This window comes from Pseudomonas sp. NPDC012596 (assembly GCF_042902325.1).
GTDB lineage: Bacteria > Pseudomonadota > Gammaproteobacteria > Pseudomonadales > Pseudomonadaceae > Aquipseudomonas.
In genome coordinates, this window is the sequence record NZ_JBIBEB010000003.1 from 174,220 (window position 1) to 193,978 (window position 19,759).

At 57.1% G+C, this 19,759-nt stretch carries 19 protein-coding genes; 7 read left to right on the plus strand and 12 right to left on the minus strand.

The features are described 5' to 3' along the window. Positions 1 to 13: 13 nt before the first annotated feature. The 3 genes from ACFY68_RS05420 to ACFY68_RS05430 all read right to left on the minus strand — a co-directional run bounded on the left by ACFY68_RS05420 (position 14) and on the right by ACFY68_RS05430 (position 2,138). Entirely contained in the window at positions 14 to 913 is a 900-nt protein-coding gene (locus ACFY68_RS05420; protein WP_387524161.1) for a LysR family transcriptional regulator, read from the minus strand. 227 nt (positions 914 to 1,140) lie between these two features. Further along, entirely contained in the window at positions 1,141 to 1,332 is a 192-nt protein-coding gene (locus ACFY68_RS05425; RefSeq protein WP_387524164.1) for a 4-oxalocrotonate tautomerase, read from the minus strand. 2 nt (positions 1,333 to 1,334) lie between these two features. Beyond that, positions 1,335 to 2,138 (minus strand): NAD(P)H-dependent oxidoreductase, encoded by an 804-nt coding sequence (locus ACFY68_RS05430; protein WP_387524167.1) that lies wholly within the window; start codon positions 2,136 to 2,138, stop codon positions 1,335 to 1,337. Positions 2,139 to 2,421: 283 nt separating this feature from the next. Between ACFY68_RS05430 and ACFY68_RS05435 the strand changes: the two genes are divergently transcribed. Together ACFY68_RS05435 and ACFY68_RS05440 are read left to right on the plus strand one after the other, a co-directional pair. Beyond that, entirely contained in the window at positions 2,422 to 3,306 is an 885-nt protein-coding gene (locus tag ACFY68_RS05435; protein WP_387524169.1) for a LysR substrate-binding domain-containing protein, read from the plus strand. A gap of 45 nt (positions 3,307 to 3,351) precedes the next feature. Further along, a complete protein-coding gene (locus ACFY68_RS05440; protein ID WP_387524172.1) occupies positions 3,352 to 4,089 on the plus strand; it encodes a helix-turn-helix domain-containing protein in 738 nt (245 codons plus the stop codon). Positions 4,090 to 4,112: 23 nt separating this feature from the next. Here ACFY68_RS05440 and ACFY68_RS05445 read toward each other — a convergent pair whose 3' ends face one another. From ACFY68_RS05445 to ACFY68_RS05470, 6 genes are all read right to left on the minus strand, one after another. Next, on the minus strand, positions 4,113 to 4,829 hold the full coding sequence (locus tag ACFY68_RS05445) for an ABC transporter ATP-binding protein (protein ID WP_387524175.1): 717 nt from the start codon (positions 4,827 to 4,829) through the stop codon (positions 4,113 to 4,115). Next, the gene (locus tag ACFY68_RS05450) at positions 4,826 to 5,701 is read right to left on the minus strand and encodes an ABC transporter ATP-binding protein (protein WP_387524178.1); all 876 of its coding nucleotides are present in this window, start codon (positions 5,699 to 5,701) and stop codon (positions 4,826 to 4,828) included. The genes ACFY68_RS05445 and ACFY68_RS05450 overlap by 4 nt, the downstream gene beginning before the upstream one ends. Further along, positions 5,698 to 7,011 carry a high-affinity branched-chain amino acid ABC transporter permease LivM gene (gene livM / locus ACFY68_RS05455; RefSeq protein ID WP_387524181.1) on the minus strand — a complete coding sequence of 438 codons (1,314 nt, stop codon included), beginning with the start codon at positions 7,009 to 7,011 and terminating at the stop codon, positions 5,698 to 5,700. Before livM ends, ACFY68_RS05450 begins: the two co-directional genes overlap by 4 nt. A 2-nt stretch (positions 7,012 to 7,013) precedes the next feature. Further along, positions 7,014 to 7,928 carry a branched-chain amino acid ABC transporter permease LivH gene (locus ACFY68_RS05460; RefSeq protein WP_266033177.1) on the minus strand — a complete coding sequence of 305 codons (915 nt, stop codon included), beginning with the start codon at positions 7,926 to 7,928 and terminating at the stop codon, positions 7,014 to 7,016. Between the two features lie 76 nt (positions 7,929 to 8,004). Continuing rightward, positions 8,005 to 9,120 (minus strand): branched-chain amino acid ABC transporter substrate-binding protein, encoded by a 1,116-nt coding sequence (locus ACFY68_RS05465; protein ID WP_266033174.1) that lies wholly within the window; start codon positions 9,118 to 9,120, stop codon positions 8,005 to 8,007. Positions 9,121 to 9,372: 252 nt separating this feature from the next. Then, complete coding sequence (locus ACFY68_RS05470; protein ID WP_387524186.1) at positions 9,373 to 10,548, minus strand: NAD(P)/FAD-dependent oxidoreductase; 1,176 nt, start codon at positions 10,546 to 10,548, stop codon at positions 9,373 to 9,375. A 322-nt stretch (positions 10,549 to 10,870) separates the two neighbouring features. On the opposite strand from ACFY68_RS05470, the gene ACFY68_RS05475 reads away from it, so the two are divergent. From ACFY68_RS05475 to ACFY68_RS05495, 5 genes are all read left to right on the plus strand, one after another. Then, entirely contained in the window at positions 10,871 to 11,647 is a 777-nt protein-coding gene (locus ACFY68_RS05475) for an SDR family NAD(P)-dependent oxidoreductase (RefSeq protein WP_387524189.1), read from the plus strand. Between the two features lie 109 nt (positions 11,648 to 11,756). After that, positions 11,757 to 12,074 (plus strand): hypothetical protein, encoded by a 318-nt coding sequence (locus tag ACFY68_RS05480; RefSeq protein ID WP_387524192.1) that lies wholly within the window; start codon positions 11,757 to 11,759, stop codon positions 12,072 to 12,074. 174 nt (positions 12,075 to 12,248) lie between these two features. Next, positions 12,249 to 13,955 carry a DUF5597 domain-containing protein gene (locus ACFY68_RS05485; RefSeq protein ID WP_387524195.1) on the plus strand — a complete coding sequence of 569 codons (1,707 nt, stop codon included), beginning with the start codon at positions 12,249 to 12,251 and terminating at the stop codon, positions 13,953 to 13,955. Between the two features lie 533 nt (positions 13,956 to 14,488). Continuing rightward, positions 14,489 to 15,646: a S9 family peptidase gene (locus ACFY68_RS05490; protein WP_138736392.1), complete on the plus strand. Its 1,158-nt coding sequence runs from the start codon at positions 14,489 to 14,491 to the stop codon at positions 15,644 to 15,646. A gap of 16 nt (positions 15,647 to 15,662) precedes the next feature. Further along, on the plus strand, positions 15,663 to 16,598 hold the full coding sequence (locus ACFY68_RS05495) for a VOC family protein (protein WP_063424264.1): 936 nt from the start codon (positions 15,663 to 15,665) through the stop codon (positions 16,596 to 16,598). A 96-nt stretch (positions 16,599 to 16,694) separates the two neighbouring features. On the opposite strand, the gene ACFY68_RS05500 is transcribed toward ACFY68_RS05495, so the two are convergent. Genes ACFY68_RS05500 through ACFY68_RS05510 form a run of 3 tightly spaced genes read right to left on the minus strand, consistent with a single transcriptional unit; the run spans position 16,695 to position 19,757 of the window. Further along, entirely contained in the window at positions 16,695 to 17,483 is a 789-nt protein-coding gene (locus ACFY68_RS05500) for a cyclase family protein (protein ID WP_063424265.1), read from the minus strand. A 44-nt stretch (positions 17,484 to 17,527) separates the two neighbouring features. Beyond that, positions 17,528 to 18,511 (minus strand): fumarylacetoacetate hydrolase family protein, encoded by a 984-nt coding sequence (locus ACFY68_RS05505; protein ID WP_387524200.1) that lies wholly within the window; start codon positions 18,509 to 18,511, stop codon positions 17,528 to 17,530. 40 nt (positions 18,512 to 18,551) lie between these two features. Beyond that, the gene (locus tag ACFY68_RS05510; protein ID WP_279838989.1) at positions 18,552 to 19,757 is read right to left on the minus strand and encodes an MFS transporter; all 1,206 of its coding nucleotides are present in this window, start codon (positions 19,755 to 19,757) and stop codon (positions 18,552 to 18,554) included. Between the last annotated feature and the right edge of the window lie 2 nt (positions 19,758 to 19,759).

A 19,759-nucleotide genomic window follows, 5' to 3' on the forward strand; every position in this document is an offset into this window, starting at 1 on the left:
CCGGAGGGGGGTGTTACACCACAAGCAGCCGGGTAAAGTTGCAGCAGTCTGCAGCGATGTTGCAGATATCCGAATGGACCGCATTGTCGCGATCGGCCCGGTAGAGCGCCGTGTAGTCGATATTCGGCAGCCGCGTCGTCGAGGGGATCACCTGCAGTTCCCCGCGCTTTACCACATGAGTCAGATTCTCGCTCGGCAAATAGGCTATACCAAGCCCGGACATGGCTAGGCTGACTTGCCCCAACAGATTGTTGGCACGCAATACCTGCTTGAAATGAATGCCTTGGCCACTCAACCAGCCTTCGAGGAAGGTACCGGCAGCCGAGGACGTGCTCTGCCCCAGCAAGGTGTGCTCGGTCAGGCTGGCCAAGTCGATGTTGTGGCGGTCGGCCAGCAGGTGCGGGGCACACATCCATTCATTGCGGATACTGGCCAGGCCGACCTGGCCAAACCGGTGAGTGCCGAATACATCCGGGACGATCGCTACATCCAGCTCCTCCTGCTCCAGCTTGTGGAACAGCGCCTGGCTGGTGTCGAGTGTCGGTTCGATTTTCAGCCGCGGATAAACCGCATGGATTTGACGAATCCAGCTGGGCAACCAGGTCATGCCGACCAGCTCGGTCACGCCCAAGCGGATGTGGGTGACCAACACCGACTTCGAGCTAACCTGGCTTATCAGGATGTCGCGTTGCTTGAGCACCAGGCTGGCGTGTTCAAACAGCTGCAAGCCTTTTGTGGTCAGGCGTGCATTGCGCTTGCTGCGGTCGAACACTTGGATATCGAACGTGCTTTCCAGCTCAGCGATGCGCTTGGAGATAGCCGATTGCGACATATTGAGCTTGGTCGCCGCCGGTTCGAAGCCCCCCAGCTCGACGATCCAGAACAACGCCTCAAGCTGTTTGAATGACACCATGTGGTTAGGCCTCGTGCCCCGGTAAGCCTCTGCAATCTGCAGAGAATCGAGAATTATACGGGTGCGGTTCGCCTTGCCCTAACCTGCCCATTGCTCCCACCTCCCCGCCCGCTGTCTAGGTCTGGCAGAAAATGCACCTTTTTCGCCTCTCTGACGCCGTTGCTTTATTGGCAATTGATTAAAAGGCGCCATCGCTTGGCGCCTACCCGCAGTGGTGAACTTGCGCGTTACTCTGGTGCCAGTGCGAGAAAGGTGCCCCCGCGAGCCCACTCGTGGGGGGGAATTTCCAGGAATAGGATGTCAACAGACTCCGGTTTGCATCCGAGGATCTGCGCCGTTACGCGCGTGACCTCTTCGACATAGCGGATCTTTTGTTCTCGGCTACGACCTGGGCTCAACTCAATTCGTACGGTCGGCATGATCAAGCCTCCTTCACATGCGAAGGGGTGTGCTGCTGAGCTGCGTCCTCACGGCATTGCTCGGCGCTAGGGTTCCACTGTACGCCAGATCGTGCCACTACCCCCGGTTTGAGGCGTTGGGTCTCGTCATAGTCCTGCCACGGGTGGAAGTACAGTGGTTCCAGGCTATCCAATTTGCCGAGGTGCTCGGCATAACCTTTCAGATAGGCCCCGCGTTGCGCTGCCGAAACGCGAGCCGGCATCCACGCAGCGAAGGGTGGCAATACTGTAAAGCCGGTATAGGCCAGGATTCCATTATGAATCGGCCAAAGAATGTGATGCAGATCGCCGTCAATGCCATTTGGCTCATACAGAGTGGACGCTGTGCCAGTCGTGAGGCACAGCATTGCCCGTTTGCCCTTGAAGTGGCCGCTTTCGTACTTTTTGCCCGTGGCGTAGGCAAAACCACGCGCGAACACGCGATCGACCCAGCCCTTGAGAATCGCAGGCATCGAGAACCACCATACGGGGAACTGGAACAGGATGAGATCGGCACGAGCGACCTTGTCCTGTTCTTGCAGCACAGCCTGGGCGTAGCTGCGGTGTGCAAAGGCGTACTCCTGCTCTACCGAAAGATCCAGGTAGTCGGGATCCGCCCGAGTTCCGGCGAAGTCATCAGGACCAAGCGCCGCTTGCCAATTCATAGCGTAGAGGTCGCTGACCTGCACATGATGGCCAGCAGCAGACAGGGTTTGAATCGCAGTGTTCTTCAGCGCGGAGCTGAACGACTGCGATTCTGGATGGGCAAAAACGATCAATACATTCATTCACATCTCTCCAGATGAGGATAAGCGCCGCATGGTGGTTGTGCAGAACACCGCAGAAATGGCACTGTTTGATACCAAGCTCGGCCTGCCTGCGCCTGCGAGAATGTCAGCGATGCTTCCCAAGTATCACGTCCCGAGAGCGGCGGACATGGATGACTGGCAAAATTAGGCGCTAGTATGGTTGGATGACCATTCGCTCCAAAGCCTCCCAATCCATTCTTGGTGGGACGCCGAGCAATGACAACCGATCGTTTCTCAGTTAATAAGATAGAGTTTCTGCGCCATGAGAACTGATCTACCGCTGAAGGCCGTAGCGTATTTTGACGCCGTAATGCGGTACGGCAGTTTGGTCACCGCTGCCCAGACACTGTGCGTAACGCCGGGTGCCGTTGGTCAGCAGATACGTCGACTTGAAGAATGGTTGGAAAGCCCCCTGTTCATCCGTTCGGTCAGACAATTGCGCCCCACCCGGGAGGCACATGCTCTCTGGAACAACGTCAGACCAGCGCTTGACCAGTTGAACGAATCCTGCGTGCAACTGCGTGATGGGATTGGACAGGAAGTACGCCTCAGTCTGCCGCCGGCACTTGCCAGTAAATGGTTTGCTCGACGAATGCCTGCCCTACTGAAGGCCTTACCTCAGGTGAGGCTGAATGTAGGAGCAACCGAGGGCCTGTTAAATTTCGATACCGATGAAGTAGACCTTGCGATCCGTCATTGCGACGGAAAAGTGCCAGGGTTGAACGCCCAGCTGCTGTTAGCCGATGATTTGCGAGTCTATTGCAGCCCACGGTATTGCGAACAGCTTCAGTTGGTGGCGATTCAGGATATAGGCCGGGCGAGGCTGTTGCACACGGCATCACACAATCACTGGTCACGTTGGCTTGGGGGTGCAGGTTATACGGGACCGGTACCACATTCGAGTATGCAGTTCGATCAGTCGCTGCTTTCCATTGATGCAGCCCGACGTGGCCAGGGGTTAGTGCTTACCAGCCCTTGGTTGGTGGAGGACGAGCTGGAGGCTGGGCTACTCGTGCAACTTTTCTCTCACACCCTGTCAGTGAATCGGGGTTTCTATCTCTTGCATCGCAACGATTCCATGCTGCCGCCTAGCACCGTCGCGGTACAGCGGTGGTTGCTCCAGGCAGCTGGCCTGCAACCAGCCTAGTGGTTTGGCTGAGCAACACCGTTCACCTCAAGGAGCGTAGTAGCCGTGGTAACCCCGAAAGAACTGTTGCATTGGCTTGATCATGATCTGACGTTGCTGGGTAGGCTGTTCGACCGGCTGCCTGATGTGATGTTCTTTTTGAAGGATGTCGATGGTCGCTACGTGGCGGTCAACGAAACGCTGGTGTACCACAGTGGCCTAAGGGGCAAGGACAAAATCATCGGTTTGACCGCCGATGAGGTGTTTCCGGTGAGCAACACCAGCATCGGCTCGCAGGATATGCAGGTCATTCATTCGCGTCGGGACATCATCGACGCCATGCGTTTATTCCGCTCTGCCGATGGCAGTAAACAATGGTGTCTGAGCTCCAAGTTTGGAATTTTCGATGAGCGCCGCAACCCGATAGGGCTGGTTGGCATATCACGCATCCTCGCGCGGCCAGACGAAAAACACTACGGCTACAAGCGGCTGCTGGAGTTCTCTCGCCAGATCCAGGAAAACCTCGGCCAACCTATCCTGATTAGCGATATCGCCCAGCAGGTCAATCTGTCCATGGACACCCTGCAGCGTTTGACCCGCGAGGTCTTCCAGCTCACGCCAAAGCAGATGCTGATGAAAGCCAGGATAGATCGAGCGTGTGAGCTCCTTGAAAACTCAATGACAAACATCACCGATATCGCTAGCGAATGTGGTTACTCCGATCACAGTGCATTCAGTAGGCAATTTCGTGCCGCGTTGCATTGCACGCCACAAGAATACCGGGCCAGCGTGCGGCGCGCGTAGCGCGCCGCGTCATGCGCCAGCGCTTAGTGCCCGCCCAGGTAGGCTTCACGAACTTGCTGGTTGCCCAACAACTCTTCGCCAGTACCGCTGAGGCGAATTTCACCATTAACCATGACGTAACCACGGTCTGACAGCCGTAAGGCATGGTTGGCATTCTGCTCCACCAGAAACAGCGTCATGCCGTTTCGCGCTAATTCACGGAGTATCTGGAAGATTTGCTTCACCACTATCGGTGCAAGCCCCAGTGACGGTTCGTCAAGCAACAACAGGGTTGGGCGGCTCATCAGCGCACGCGCAATGGCCAACATTTGCTGTTCTCCACCGGACATGGTCATTGCACGCTGATTGCGTCGGTCCTTCAGCCGAGGAAACAGGTCGAACATCCGCTGCAGGTCTTCCTGTGCATGCGCGGTACCGATAGGAATCGTCCCCATCAAAAGGTTTTCCTCCACCGTCATATCAGGAAAAACTCGACGCCCCTCTGGGGACTGAGCGATACCATTGGAGGCCACATAGTGCGCACTGCTCTGGCTTATCTCGCGCCCTTGGTAGACGATTGACCCACCACGCGCCCGTGGCTGACCAAAGATCGACATCAGCAAGGTAGATTTGCCGGCACCATTGGCACCAATCAGGCTGACGGTCTCCCCTGCATGGATTTGCAGGCTGACTTTACGCAGTGCCTGGATTGGCCCGTAGAAAACATCGACGTCCTTGAACGCCAGCAACGGTGTGCTCATGCCAGCGCCTCCTCTTCGGCGCCCAAATACGCCGCTATCACCACTGGGTTGTCACGTATTGCTTGTGGAGGACCTGCCGCAATCACTTCGCCATGATCCAGCACTACGATATGGTCGGAAATATCCATCACCATGCCCATGTCATGTTCGATCAAAAGGATGGTCATATCATGCGCTTCTCGTAGGCGACGGATCATCTGTGTCAAGGCTTCGGTCTCCGCCGGGTTCAACCCTGCGGCCGGTTCATCCAGGCAAATCAACTTCGGTTGGGTGCACATGGCGCGGGCGATTTCCAAGCGACGCTGCTGCCCATAAGACAGCTCGCCGGCCAGCCGATTTGCACAGTCCACAAGGTCGACCACGTCCAGCCAGTAGAACACCCGATCCAGGGCATCGCTTTCTGCTCTGCGGTACGCAGCGGTATTCAGCACTCCCGCCAATAAACTGCGATTGATGCCCATGTGTTGCGCAACCAACAAGTTTTCTACAACAGACATCTCTTTGAACAGCCGGATATTCTGGAATGTCCTGGCTAGCCCGGCCCGGTTCACCAGGTGCGTGCCGCCAAACATCTTGTAGTGCAACCGGTTGATGAATCGCAGCGGATGGATGAAGTCTGATGCCTTGAACGGTTCTCCCAACACACCGATTACGTTCGTGCATCGACCATGTGCAAAGAGCTGAATAGCCCCGCCTGTCGCTTGGTAGAAGCCGGTTATGCAGTTGAAGACCGTTGTCTTGCCGGCGCCGTTGGGGCCGATCAGCGAAGTGATGCTGCCACGTCTGACATTGAGGTTTACGTCCGTCAACGCTTTGATGCCACCAAACTGCATGATCAGGTGTTCGACGCGCAGGATGATTTCCGAATTCATGCGACTTTCCCCTTGCGTGCCTGGTAACCAATGCGACTGATACGGACAAGGCCACGCGGCCGCCAGATCATCATCAACACCATCAGCACGCCAAACAGCAACACGCGGTACTCAGCGAAACTGCGCAGCAGCTCCGGTGCGACGGTCAGCACAAACGCCGCTATAACCACGCCTAGCGTTGAACCCATTCCTCCCAGGACGACGATTGCCAGAATAAGTGCCGATTCGAAGAAAGTGAACGACGCTGGATTGACGAAGCCTTGGTACGTTGCAAAAAACACCCCGGCAATCCCGGCGGTGCTCGCGCCAATCGCGAATGCAGAAAGCTTCACCAGGACGTGATTAAGGCCCATTGCTCGGCAGGCGATCTCATCTTCGCGCAATGCCTCCCAAGCTCGGCCGATCGGCATACGTGTCAACCGGTGTTTCAAGTGCAGTACCAGCAACACGGTAAGCAGCAAGGCGCCGTAGATGACAATGAATTTGAGATTGGGTGAATACGCAATCCCCAATGCCTCATGGATCGGGGTACCACCCTCCTTCGCGATACGACCGAACTCATAGCCAAACACGGTCGGCGCGGGCACGGGCATACCGTTCGGGCCGCCTGTCACGGGTAGCCAGTTGTTGAGTATCAGGCGAATGATTTCTCCAAAACCCAGAGTGACGATGGCTAAGTAGTCACCATGCATGCGAAGCACCGGAAACCCTAGAACAGCCCCCGCAGCAGCGGCCAGAATTGCCGATAACGGCAGCACGCTCCAGAAACCAAGCCCTAGGTACTGGTATCCGAGAGCCAAGCCGTATGCGCCAATGGCATAAAACCCGACGTACCCTAGGTCAAGGAGCCCAGCCAGGCCGACAACGATATTCAGTCCCAAACCAAGCAATACGTAGATCAGCCCCAGGATCACCACAGTGAGTACGTACTTATCTGCTACGAATGGCAGTGCCAGCGCGCACATCAAAACCATCGGCAATAGCCAGCGAACGCTTGATTTGGCGCCCGGCGCCGCCACCTGCACGGCCTGATTGTTGCTGCCGAATCGCGCTGCAAGCGGCTGTAGAACACCCGCCTGATCCAGCAAACTGAAAGTCAGCCTGCCCAACATCACAATGATGGTGAGGATTGCGACGCGACCTGGCTCCAGATTGAAGCTGTAGCCGTCCAGCACCACGCCCACGATAGGGCCGAACACCACAAGGGCAAGCAACCCAGCCACGATGGCATCCAGAAGTGCACGAGCAGGTTGCAGTTTTGGCCGCGGCTGACCTTTCACCGCCAGGTCATTCAATATCAGCGTTTTCATAGTCACACCTTCACTACGATGGGGCGGCCAAGGAAGCCCTGGGGGCGGAAGATCAAGATCAGAACAAGGAGACCAAAACTGAAAGCATCCTTGTAATCACTGTTGATCAACCCGGCGAATTGCGTCTCGGCGAGGCCCAGTACTAAGCCGCCCAACATGGCACCTGGCAATGAGCCAATGCCGCCTAGAACTGCAGCGGTGAAGGCTTTGATGCCGATGATGAAGCCCGCATAGAAGTCGAACGACCCGTAGTTCAAGGTAATCAGAACGCCGGCAAGTGCCGCCATGGCGGCACCGATCATGAACACGTAGCTGATGATCCGATCATTATTGATACCGAGGATCGAAGCCATCTTGGCATCCTGCTGCACGGCACGGCACATGCGACCCAGTTTGGTGTTGCCGATGATGTAGGCCAACAGCGACATGCCCGCGAGCGCCGCGAACAAGATGAACAACTTGATATGAGTGACCTGGATGAACCCGCTGCCCAGTTCTATTCGCAGGGTGCCTTCCAACAATGTGGGTATACCCTGCTGGCGACTGCCTTGGGAGACCTGCACGTAATTTTGCAGAATGAGCGACATACCGATCGCGCTGATGAGGGGCGCCAGGCGCGTTGATTTTCGCAGAGGTCTGTAAGCGATCCGCTCTATGACCAACCCATACACACAAGTCACGACCACGGCAAAGATCAAGGTGCCGAAGACCAGAAATGGAAATGACTGGATTCCAAAAAAGCTCAGAACAGCGAGACCGATCGCCGCTAGATAGGCAGAGATCATGTAGACCTCGCCGTGGGCGAAATTGATCATGCCGATCACACCGTAGACCATCGAATAACCCACGGCGATCAAACCGTACACTGCACCTAGGGTCAGGCCATTGATAAGTTGTTGCACGAATAAGGGATCCACGATTACTTGTCCTCACCAGATTCCGGCGGGCGTAGCTACCCCTGACGCAGAGCGCGAAGGGCATGCTGCGCAAGGATTAGAGTTGTTTGTACGTGCCGTCTGCGGACCACTGATACATCACGTAATCCGAGTGAGTGAGGTCACCCTTAGCGTCCCACGAGCGAGCGCCGAGCGAGGTAGGAACAGGATTGCTCTTCAACCATTTCGCAGCCTGGGCAACATCGAGATTGCCATTGGCTTGGTAGGCGGCGGCAATGGCCTGAAGCGCGGTGTAGGCGTATAGCGTAAAACCTTCCGGCTCGTAACCCCGGGCCCGGAAACTATCTACCACTGCCTTACCGGCCGGGTTTAGCCTGGGGTCTGCGCCAAAGGTAAACAGGACACCCTCCACGAACTGTTTACCACCCGCAGCGGTCACCATGTCGTCAGTCATGATGCCATCGTCCGAGATGAATGCGGCATTGAGCCCCTGCTCCCGCATTTGACGCACCAACGGACCCGCCTCTGGATGCAGGCCGCCAAAGTACACCGCGTCGGCCTCCAGCGCGCGCATCTTGGTAACCACCGAACTGAAATCTTTCTCGCCGCGGGTCAACCCTTCGTATAGCACCGCCTCAATACCTTTTTTGCGCAGCTGAAGACGAGTTGCGTCAGCGATACCCTGTCCGTAAGTGTCTTTGTCATGCAGGATGACGATACGCCTGGCCTTGAGAACGTCGGCGATGTAATTGGCAGCCACAGCCCCTTGTTGGTCATCTCGTCCGCAGTTGCGGAACACGGTATCCAGCCCTCGCTCCGTCAATTGTGGACTTGTCGATCCAGGGCTCATCGCAAGCACACCGGCATCGGCGTAGATGTCGGAAGCAGGAATGGAAGAGGAAGAGCAAAAGTGCCCTACGACTGCTGTCACCTTGTCCGCATCCACCAGTTTGTTTGCTACTGATACCGCCTGTTTGGGTTCGCAGGCATCATCGCCTTTGACCAGGCGAATTTTTTCACCGTTAACGCCACCTGCAGCGTTAATCTGTTCTGCAGCTGCGGTTGCGCCTCGCCAGAGTTGCTCGCCGTAATTCGCATAGGGTCCGCTCATGGGGCCGGCGACGCCGATGACCAGGTCGGCATGGGCAACGTTGCCAAGTGCCAGTGTGGAAAAAGAGAAAGCGCACAGCAAAGAAGGTTTAAACACGTGCATTTCGTTCGCTCCAGTGCAAGGAACCGATCAAGACGTGCCGTTACAACCACGGTGGCTGAAGGCCCGGCATGCTATCGAAACAGCAGTGAATGCAGGGCCTGGGATGGCCATGCAGCTTGAGCCATTATTTGTTTGGTAAACGACGGCAGGCTCTCGCGTCGTAAGTTATTTTGCGACTCCGCCGGTGCAATAGCTTGTACGCAGCCGGCACCGTGTTTGCGGTTTTTTGCATAGCCGCCGCAGCCGGAGTGCTTAGTAGACCACGCCTTCTCGAATCGGTTGGTTGCGCACGACTCGGTCAAACGACAGCTCACTCACGTCGATGCTGCGGTATTCGCCGTGGACAATGTGCTCCGCAACCGCACGCCCGGTTGCAGGTGAGTGCATGACGCCATGGCCAGAAAATCCAGTCGCCAACACGAAATTGCTGATCTCGGGATGAGCGCCAATGAATGCGTTGTGGTCGAAGAGATTCATCTCGTAGTAACCGGCCCATGCCCGTTTTACCCGCAACTGCTCGAGGGCGGGAATGCGATGAGCCAGCAGTGGCCAGACCCTGTCTTCCAACAGGTAGTGATCCGGCTCGAAATCTCCGTCTTCGCACTGGTCCAGATGCTCCTCGGGAGCAATGCCGCAGATAAAGCCCTCGCCTTCAGGCCTGATCCACGCACCCGTTGAATCGAAGAGCATGGGAAAGCCGGCCTTTTCAAGAGGAGCCTTGATGTGAAATGCGGTCCGCTTTCGTGGCTCCACCGGCAATTGCAGCCCCGCCATTCGCGCAAGCATCCCACCCCAGGCGCCAGCGGCGTTAACGCACCAGTCACAACTCAATCGCTCGCCGCTATTGGCTAGACGCAGACCCGTTATACGCCCCCCCAGAACGTCCAGGCCCACCACTTCGTCATGGATGTATTCAACGCCCCTTTGACGAGCAGCACGCCTGACCAGTTGCATCAAAGCCCAAGCATCGAACCAGCCTTCGTTGCGGGTGCCGTATGTTCCAATGCCGATATCCTCTACATTCATCCATGGGAATCGCCGGTTCACTTGCTCCGGGTCGAGAATATCGATCTCGGCGCCCAACTCGATTTGCACCCGCGCGGCATTGCGATGACGTTGCTCATGGCCTTTGTCACCCAAGATCAGATAACCCTGCTCCACAAAGCCTATGTCAGCATCCTGTCCGAACCACTGCTTGATGTTGCGGAACAGGTTCGCGCCGAACAGGCTCATGGCGATGTTATAAGGCTGATGAAATTGACTTCGAATAGATGCGGCGGATAATGCCGTTGAGCAAAACTGATACGTACTATCACGTTCGACTACCTTGATCTGGCCTGTGAATCCCTGTTCCCGCAGGAAGAATGCGGCAAAGCTGCCAATCACTGCGCCGCCGACGATCACTACGGTTTCTGAAGTTTCGGGCATTCCGCCCTCCTTGCGCCTTTATGGTTTCAATGAATGACTCACTGTTTTCGCAGTGAACGCTCCCTCATTGTGCGGCGTCCTCTACCCGCTGACTTGTATTCACGGCTTGGCAGGCTGGCGGTATTTAGCACAACGAGGGCGATGCACTCTCTATCGCGCGTCATCGCACAGCCAACCTGGCTTGTGCAGAAAGCCGCAGAAGAGGTGGTGCGTTCATACAAGTCAGATTCCTTCTCCAGCGGCACCATATGGCTACCGCACAGTCGTGCTCCTCGTTCGAGTGCAGGGGGGCTGTGCCAAGTAGTCCTATAGGAGTAAACAGATGAAGCATGCAGGCAAAGTGGTCATCGTCACCGGTGCAGCTCAAGGGTTGGGGCTGGCGTGCGCACAACGCTTTATTGCAGAGGGCGCGAAGGTGCTACTGGTGGATGTGCAAGAGGGCAAACTGCACGAGCAAGTAGAGCGGCTGGGCGAAAATGCCGCTGCGTTCACTGCCGACCTCGATGATCTGAACGCAGGCAAAGCCAAGCAACTGGTCGAGCATGCACTGCAGCACTTCGGCTCGCTGGATATTTTGGTGAACAATGCCGGTGTCATCCACACCGCAGAGTTCGTCGATTTTCCGGAGGACCAGTTCGACCGAACACTGCGGGTCAACCTCAAGGCACAATTCCTTATCGGTCAAGCCGCTGCCCGTGTGATGATCGAGCGCGGCATCAAAGGCGCCATTGTCAACATGTCGTCTATCAATGCCGAGTTGGCCAACCCTACCGCCGTGGCGTATGCCGTCTCCAAAGGCGGAATCAAGCAGCTGACTGCAGTCATGGCTGTGGGCCTTATCAGCCACGGTATTCGAGTCAACGCGGTAGGGCCAGGAACCATCAGCACGGACATGGTTCGCAACGCGATCATGTCGAACCCTACCCAGCGTCACGCCGTTCTCTCCCGCACGCCAATCGGTCGTCTTGGCGAAGCCTGTGAAGTCGCCAGCGTCGTGTCATTCCTGGCCAGTGACGACGCATCGTACATGGTAGGCCAGACTGTTTACCCTGACGGTGGCCGCCTTATCCTCAACTACACCGTGCCAGTCAACGAGTGACACGCCAGACAGCGCTGATGTAGGCAACGTCTCTGCCGGGTGTCGTGATACTTTCTCTCATGCTGAAAGCCCCCGGCTGCTGCGCAGCCGGTACCGGGGCAAACGCTCGTTGGTTCTGGATGTCGAGTGTGTCGACATCTGCGCAATGGAAGCTGTGTGCGAGGCATGGGGCGAGTATGAGGCCGGCACCTTGTCAGTACGCGTTATCGATGTTTCCGTCATCTACGATCGGGAACAAGCGGAGGACCAGCCGCAACCCGCAGCAATCGAACTCGCCTTGGCCGTCCGCTCTGCCATGGAGGAGCACGGTGTTCGCGTTACCAGTCCCACGCGCGCCGGGGTTATGACGATTCACTTCATCGTCGACAATCCTGGTGCTGCTGCCCCCCATTCGTATCCCATGCGTTCGCCAGTGCTTTACGATTGACGCCCTCCGCGTCCAATGCTAGCGTGCGATTTATAGAATCGTCGTTCTAGTTAATTACCATGCTCATCGAATTAACCTTCTGCAAAGGGTTTATTACGCGAACAATAGTTCTATTAGCACGGGCGCGCTGGATAGCAACGCGCTGCACCTAACAAAAATAATGAGGACGTTTTGATGTACAAAGGCACGAGATTTCCGCTTTGGCAGGGCATGAGTTGGCTGATACTGGCCGCCATAATGAGCTTGGGAAGCGCCTATGCGAAAGACTCGCCGATCCCTGAAGTACGTCGTAACAATGGACTATTTCAGCTCATGGTCGATGATCGCCCCTACATCGCACTTGCCGGTGAGGTGCATAACTCCTCGGCTTCAAACACTCAGTATATGAAAGCCACCTGGGACAAAATGGAGGCCCTCAACGTCAACACTGCAATCATCCCCATCTACTGGGAGTTGACTGAGCCTGAGGAGGGGCGTTTTGACTTCGCTTTAATCAAGGATCACTTAGCTCAGGCTCAGGCCAGAGGCATGCGGATAGTACTATTGTGGTTCGGTAGCAAGAAAAATGCGCGCTCGACCTATGCCCCTGACTGGGTGCGGGCTGATCCCAAGAGGTTCCCTCGCACCGGTATCGGCTCGCCCGGCCTGCAGCAAAAACAAGGTGAATTGCCGGTACTCAGCATTTTCAGCCAATCGACGCTCGACGCCGACGCCAACGCGTTCGCTCAAGTGCTGAAGTTTCTTGCGACACATGACAAACAACACACAGTCATCGCCGTTCAGGTGCAAAACGAAACGGGGCTGCTCGGCGATAGCCGTGAGCGTTCACCGGAAGCTGAAGAGGCCTGGAAGCGTGAGGTGCCAAGCGAATTGATGGCTCACCTTGAACACAACAAGCAAGCCCTATCGCCGTTTATCAAGGAGGCATGGGCCAAGCAGGGTTACCGGACTACCGGCACGTGGCCTGAAGTATTTGGTGACGACATGAGGGGAGATGAAATTTTCATGGCGTGGCACCAGGCTCGGTCTGTCGATACAGTCGCCGCTGCGGGCAAGAAACAACTTCCACTGCCGATGTATGCCAACGCCTGGCTGGGCCCACAAGCTCCACAGGACAGCGCAGGCACGTACCCTTCCGGGGGGCCGGTGCCGCAGGTAATGAATATTTGGACCGCTGCGACACCCCAGCTTGACTGGCTGTCACCCGACATCTACGTAGATGACTTCGATGCATGGGCCAGCCAATACACAACTTCCGACAATATGCTGTTCGTCCCCGAGGCACGATTTATCGTGGGCAATTTATTCAAAACGATCGGCCTCTATCGGGGCGTCGGTTTTTCACCTTTCGGCATTGAGGACGGGTTTCTCGGCAACGAAATCGCAGAGGTTTACGGACTGTTAGGCCCAATGACAGAAGTGATTGCGCGTGCACAGGCGGACAATAAAATTCGCGGTTTCGCGCTCGAACCCACCAGCCAGGAACAATTCACGTTCGATAATTACACCATTACGGTTAAAGGCCAACATGAAAGCCTATTGACTAAATTGCGTGACATGGGGGTCCCTCCGCCAGTGGATCGCAGAGCCAAGAAACAGCAAGCTGACTCGAGCGTTGCTCCCGACAGTAGCGACCTGCGTCCCAGCGGCTTGATCATTGAAACAGGTAGCGACGAATTTCTGATCGTGGGCCGTGATCTTTATTTGGAGTTCAAACCCAAGCAAGGCAGTCAGGAGTCTGTAGAGATTTCTCGCGTCGAGGAAGGTAGCTTCCAAGCGGGCAAGTGGGTCGCAGGCCGCGTATTGAACGGTGATCAACGCTTGCGACTGGTCCCTCCGGATCGCTTCGGTATCGCTAAGATCAAGCTGATACGTTACTAAGCCTTGGTGTGCTAGGGCTTTGGGCGGCCCTAGCATCGAACCTCACAGCTGCCCTATTCACGGTTGGCAGCGTCGAAGAACAGGTCAGCACTCCCTTGCGGTACCACCATGCGACCACACACGCGGCTAACAAATGCCTGCGGCGCTGGCGTCAACGATCACCTGTTGTCGATCTACCTCCTGCTTGCGCTGCAGGTTGCCCCCCCTCCGCACCTCGATGTGATCTTACACAGCCAGGCATGGGACGTTTAGCAAGCCCAAATTGGAAGCAGAGCGCATCGGCAGCTGCCCTCGGTACGGTTGCCCGCTGTCCAGCAAAGCACGGTGTAAACAGCGATTAAAACCTAAAAAGCTGGCTAAATCAGAATTGTGATTCTAGTATTGGCATTCCAGGATTAGCTCAGTGGCAGCGCATCACTCAAACCTGCACCTTGGGGGTGAGCGTGGGAAGCCCGCGCTTCCTGGGCATCAGCTACCAGCACCTGTTGAACGCGCGTTGTTAGTCGTTTAGCTCCGAGAGGAAAACAATAATCATGTTCCGATACTTCCCCACGAACTACGCGTGGAACTTGTCAGTGGATCTTGCCTTGGAAATGGGTGCCCGTATCGGCGAAATCGTCGAAATGTGCGAACCCCTGCAGGACGCCGCGAAGCAGCCGGACGCAGCAGGTACCCAGGCGTTTCGCGAAACGTGGTCGAAAATGGCAGACAAGCTGTGCGACCTCGCAAGCGAGGACCTTGCCTTGGGCCGAAGGTTGTCTGCCGGTGAAAAGTACAATAGAGCGGCCATCTATTACCTGACATGCGAGCGCCTGCAAGCGCACAACACCCCCGGTAGGCTTGCCCTCTACCAACGGTTTCTGGACACCTTCGCCCGCGGCGTCGATCTGTCGAGAGAGAACTGCGAACGTGTCGAGATTCCTTATGCAGATGGGGTGCTATCTGGGTTACTTGTACGCGCCGAAGGTGTAACCGGGCGTGCCCCCTTGCTGGTACAGCTCAATGGCCTGGACTCCGTAAAAGAGATGAAATATCGAGTTGGGCTACCAGCCTGGCTGGCCAAGCGTGGTGTGGCCTCGCTCATACTCGACCAACCCGGGACCGGCGAGGCGCTCCGTTTGCATGGCCTCAAAGCGCGCTACGACGCTGAACATTGGGGCAGCCGCGTGTTCGACTGGCTCGAGACGCGTGACGATGTAGATACCCAGCGCATTGGCTGCGAAGGCGTTTCTCTAGGCGGTTACTACTGCCCGAGGATCGTCGCCTTCGAGCCCCGTTTTGCCTGCGGCGTGGTCTGGGGCGCCAACCACGATTGGCGAGACGTGCAGCAGCGTCGCCTGGAGCGAGAAGGCGACTTCCCCGTGCCACATTACTGGGATCACGTGCGCTGGGTCTGGGGCGGTAAAGACATCGATGAATTCATGAGCATCGCTGAAAACGTTCATCTCGACGGTGTAGTCGAGCGGATCAAGGTGCCGTTTTTGGTGACCCATGGCGAGCAGGACTCGCAGATCCCAGTCAAGTGGGCGTACCGCACCTTCGAGCAGTTGGTGAACAGCCCCAAGCGCGAGTTGAAGATTTTCACCGCGCGCGAAGGCGGCGTACAGCATTCGAGCTTCGACAACTCCATAAACGCGGGACACTTCATTGCTGACTGGGTTGCCCAGACCCTTGGCGGCCGCACGGCCTGACAGAAGAGAGACAATCATGAACATCATTGGACCCGATTACCTGGTGTTTGGCGTGGACGACGTCCAGCAGTGTGTCAAGTACCTGACCGACTACGGCCTCAAGCCCGTCGATGTAGATCAGCATGGTGGTTACCTGGAGGCGCTGGACGGCACCGGTGTGCTTGTCCGTCACCGCAGTGACGGGCGTCTGCCAGCGCCCATGGAAACCTCCACTATGCTTCGCGAAACCGTCTATGGGGTCGCCGACGAACAAGCCTTGCAAGCCATCGAAGCCGAGTTGAGCAAGGACCGTGTCGTTGTCCGCGGTGAAGATGGGGTACTGCGAGCCGTGGACGACATGGGCTTTGCGCTGGGCTTTCAGATCACTCGTCGTCAAGCACTGCAGCTCCCCGGCGAGATCAGTAATGCGCCGGGGGCGCAGAGTGGCCGTCCAGTCAACGACCTGGGAGCCACCGACGCGATCGAAGCTCTCCCGCGAAGCCTGTCGCATGTCGTGTACTTCGTGCCCGACTACGCCAAGGCGGAGGCGTTCTATGCTCGACTCGGTTTCGTCTGCACTGACCGATTCACAGGGGTGGGGCCGTTCCTACGGCCTGCTGGCACACTCGATCACCACACCTTGTTCCTGATCCAGACCCCACCCTTCCTGAAGGGTATCGAACATTTCACCTTCCACTTGGGCGGCCCGACTGAAGTGCTACTAGCCGGTAGCCGTTTCGTCAAGAAAGGCTATGAGTCGTTCTGGGGCCCGGGACGTCATCAGTTGGGGTCGAACTGGTTCTGGTATTTCAATAGCCCCCTGGGCTGCCACGTAGAGTACGACGCGGATATGGACCTGCATGATGACGACTGGGCTGCGCGCGAGGCGCTGCCGGGTGCCGACAACTCGCAGTACTTCCTGTTCAGTCACCAGGAAAAATGGGCGCCAGGGGGGCCGCCACCCAAGCATTGATCGCACATAACGACAAAGGGCTAAGTCTGTATCCCAGACTTAGCCCTTTTTTATGTCCCAGAATCAAAGCTGGCGCCCTTTTGCAGGGCCCGCTCATCACTGTTCGAAAATCGCTACCGCCCTTACGAAACCTGCCGAAGCATGCTTGATCTTGTAGGGAAAGCACGAAACGAGAAAGCCTTTGGCTGGCAACGCCGCAAGATTTGCAAGTTTTTCCATCTGGCCGTAACCGATATCCCGACCTACCTTGTGCCCTTCCCAGATCAACGAGGCGTCACCGCTTTCAGCGAACCGTTCACGGGTGTATTTGAACGGCGCGTCCCAGCTCCAGGCGTCGGTGCCCACCACCTTGACGCCTCGATCGAGCAGATAGAGCGTGGCCTCACGCCCCATACCGACCCCGGCGTCCAGATAACCGGGTTGTCCAAACAATTCACCTGCGCGGGTGTTGACCAACACGATGTCCAACGGCTGCAAGTCATGCTCGATACGCAGCAGCTCTGCCTCAACTTGCGCTGCAGTTACCACATGCCCATCCGGCAAGTGACGAAAGTCCAGTTTCACGCCAGCTTGCAAGCACCAGTCCAAGGGCAGTTCATCGATACCGAAAGCTGGCTTGCCGCCGTCGGTGGTCGACGCATAATGCCATGGCGCATCCATGTGAGTGCCGCTGTGCGTGGTAAGGGTCAGCCGCTCTGCCGCCCAGGACTCATTGCCGGGCAACTGCTCCAGGGTTAGGCCGGGGAACATCGCCGCCATTTCCGGCCATCCCTGCTGATGGTCCATATAGTCGATGTGCGGTAGTAACGGCGGCGGGTCGGTGTACGGGTTGTTATCCAACGTCACGGAGAGGTCGACGAGGCGTCGTTTGCCTGGAAGCGTCATGCGCTGAGTCCTTGAAAAATGAGTTGAGGGTTGGCAGTGCTCAGTCAAATACCGGCGCGCACCACACGCTGATCAATCGCGCCAAACAAGGCCTGCCCTTGCAGGTCTCTTGCCTCCATGCGCACCCGGTCGCCGAAGCGCATGAACGGCGTCCGTGCCGCACCCTGCTCCAGCATCTCCATGGCGCGGCGCTCGGCAATACATGCCGAGCCGACATTGCGATCGGCATTGGATACCGTACCGGAGCCGAGCACAGTGCCTGCGCTCAAGCGCCGAGTCAGCGCAGCATGAGCGATCAGTTCATGAAAGCCGAAATTCATAGCGCCACCGTGGGGGTGGCCGAACCATTCGCCGTTCCACTCCACGCTCAATGGCAAGTGCACCCTGCCCTCGTGCCAGGCGTCACCCAGCTCGTCAGGGGTAACCGCCACCGGAGCAAAGCTGGAGGACGACTTGGCTTGCACAAAGCCAAAGCCGGTTTTCATTTCGCGCGGCCCTAGCGCGCGCAAACTCACGTCGTTGAGCTGGACCAACAGGCGGATATGACCGAGCGCCTGATCGGCCGAACAGCCCATCGGCACTTCATCTACCAGCACGCCAAACTCGCCTTCAAAGTCGATGCCATGCGCGTCGCTTGGCAGTGCCAGATCATCCGTCGCCCCCAGAAAGTCATCCCCAGCCCCTTGGTACATCAACGGTATGGACTCGATGCCATCCAGCGGTTCGAGTTGATATGCGCGCTGCATGAGGTCGACATGATTCAGAAAACACGAGCCGTCTAGCCACTGCCAGGCCCGCGGCAATGGTGCCATCGCCTGGTGTGGGTCGAAGGCCAGTGCATGCACCAGCTGGCCAGCATTCAAAGCTTCATAGCGCTTCTCCAGGGCAAAGCTTACAGTGCGCCAACGCTCGATTGCTGCTTGCAGCGTGGGTGCGATATCTGCGGCGCATACCATTTGTGTGAGGTCTCGGGAAATCAAATGCAGACAGCCATCGCGACTGCCATCTCGAAGCGTTGCCAATTTCATTTCAAGAAGCTCCCTGTAACTTTGCAGAAAGACTGAACGGTCATGAGGGGGTGCCTGCCACGTGTTCGACAGTCCGTTCAGATGTCACGGAACGCAGCATGATCACGCCACTCAAAAGGACCGCGACGAACAGCGCCGCCGCCAAGGCCGTTGCACTGGGCTCCAGGGCGGGGCACAAAAATGCCGTGACCGCGGCAAAGAAAAGCGTTTGCTCGAACGACAACAGAGAATTGGCCATGCCTCTATAACCGGCGTGGCGTTCCACAGCCATCAGGCAGATGCATGGGTTGAGCAGCGCAAAAGCCAAGCTCGCCAACGCCAGTGCCAGTACAGCGAAAGGCACCTGTGGCGAATCGGTACAAATGAAGTAGGCGCAGTTGCAAGCACTGGCTGTAAGCATCAGCCCATAGCCCACCAGCATTTGCTTGCTGCGTGACCAGCGCGAGGCCTGCCGCGCACTGACAGCGGCGCCGAGCATGGCACCTGCCACCAGGGGAATGAACACCCAGCCGAACTCGGTCACCTGCAACGCCAGTACCTGCAGAACAAACCAGGCGGCGGCGCCGATGTAGAGTGAGAAGATCATGAACGTCAGGCTGCCGGCCAGAACCATGGCCTGATACTGCGCGTCCCTGGCGACCGCCAGGTAAGTGCGGCCCATGGCGCGCATACCTAGCCGTACGCGATGCGCTGGCTGCAGCGTTTCGCCGAGCTGCACAAGTGCCCAGGCGAACAACGCGGCAGCGAACCCGGCCTGAGCCAGGAACACCGCGCGCCATCCCAGCGCGTCGAGCAGATAACCGCCTAATAGGGGGGCAATGGCGGGCGCCAGTACGAACGCCATGATAACCTGCGACATGGCGCGCATGGCTGCCGGCCCTTGCAGCGTATCCTGAATCAGTGCGCGGCCGACAACACCTCCGGCCCCGGCCGATAGGCCCTGCAAGACGCGAAACAGCAGCAGCTGCTCCGCATTCTGCGAACATGCTACCGCCAGTGAGCAGAGGCTGAAAGCGGCCGTAGACCACAGCAGGACAGGTCGCCGGCCGACGCGATCGGAAAGTGCTCCGTAGACCAACATCATTGCTGCCAGCCCGACCAGGTAGGCACTGAGCGAAAGCTGCACGAGCCAAGACGCAGCACGCATTTGCTCGGTGATGGTCGGCATCGCAGGCAGGTACATGTCGATGCCCAGTGGTCCAAGCATGCTCAGTCCGGCCAACAGCAGGATGTGGGTGAACTTCATTC

Excerpts from the sequence above, each read along its gene's own strand:
- ACFY68_RS05510 (WP_279838989.1), bottom strand. The coding sequence starts at position 19,757 with ATGAAGTTCACCCACATCCTGCTGTTGGCCGGACTGAGCATGCTTGGA.
- ACFY68_RS05505 (WP_387524200.1), bottom strand. The coding sequence starts at position 18,511 with ATGAAATTGGCAACGCTTCGAGATGGCAGTCGCGATGGCTGTCTGCAT.
- ACFY68_RS05430 (WP_387524167.1), bottom strand. The coding sequence starts at position 2,138 with ATGAATGTATTGATCGTTTTTGCCCATCCAGAATCGCAGTCGTTCAGC.
- ACFY68_RS05445 (WP_387524175.1), bottom strand. The coding sequence starts at position 4,829 with ATGAGCACACCGTTGCTGGCGTTCAAGGACGTCGATGTTTTCTACGGG.
- ACFY68_RS05425 (WP_387524164.1), bottom strand. The coding sequence starts at position 1,332 with ATGCCGACCGTACGAATTGAGTTGAGCCCAGGTCGTAGCCGAGAACAA.
- livM (WP_387524181.1), bottom strand. The coding sequence starts at position 7,011 with ATGAAAACGCTGATATTGAATGACCTGGCGGTGAAAGGTCAGCCGCGG.
- ACFY68_RS05475 (WP_387524189.1), top strand. The coding sequence starts at position 10,871 with ATGAAGCATGCAGGCAAAGTGGTCATCGTCACCGGTGCAGCTCAAGGG.
- ACFY68_RS05485 (WP_387524195.1), top strand. The coding sequence starts at position 12,249 with ATGTACAAAGGCACGAGATTTCCGCTTTGGCAGGGCATGAGTTGGCTG.
- ACFY68_RS05435 (WP_387524169.1), top strand. The coding sequence starts at position 2,422 with ATGAGAACTGATCTACCGCTGAAGGCCGTAGCGTATTTTGACGCCGTA.
- ACFY68_RS05470 (WP_387524186.1), bottom strand. The coding sequence starts at position 10,548 with ATGCCCGAAACTTCAGAAACCGTAGTGATCGTCGGCGGCGCAGTGATT.
- ACFY68_RS05465 (WP_266033174.1), bottom strand. The coding sequence starts at position 9,120 with ATGCACGTGTTTAAACCTTCTTTGCTGTGCGCTTTCTCTTTTTCCACA.
- ACFY68_RS05450 (WP_387524178.1), bottom strand. The coding sequence starts at position 5,701 with ATGAATTCGGAAATCATCCTGCGCGTCGAACACCTGATCATGCAGTTT.
- ACFY68_RS05495 (WP_063424264.1), top strand. The coding sequence starts at position 15,663 with ATGAACATCATTGGACCCGATTACCTGGTGTTTGGCGTGGACGACGTC.
- ACFY68_RS05420 (WP_387524161.1), bottom strand. The coding sequence starts at position 913 with ATGGTGTCATTCAAACAGCTTGAGGCGTTGTTCTGGATCGTCGAGCTG.
- ACFY68_RS05490 (WP_138736392.1), top strand. The coding sequence starts at position 14,489 with ATGTTCCGATACTTCCCCACGAACTACGCGTGGAACTTGTCAGTGGAT.
- ACFY68_RS05500 (WP_063424265.1), bottom strand. The coding sequence starts at position 17,483 with ATGACGCTTCCAGGCAAACGACGCCTCGTCGACCTCTCCGTGACGTTG.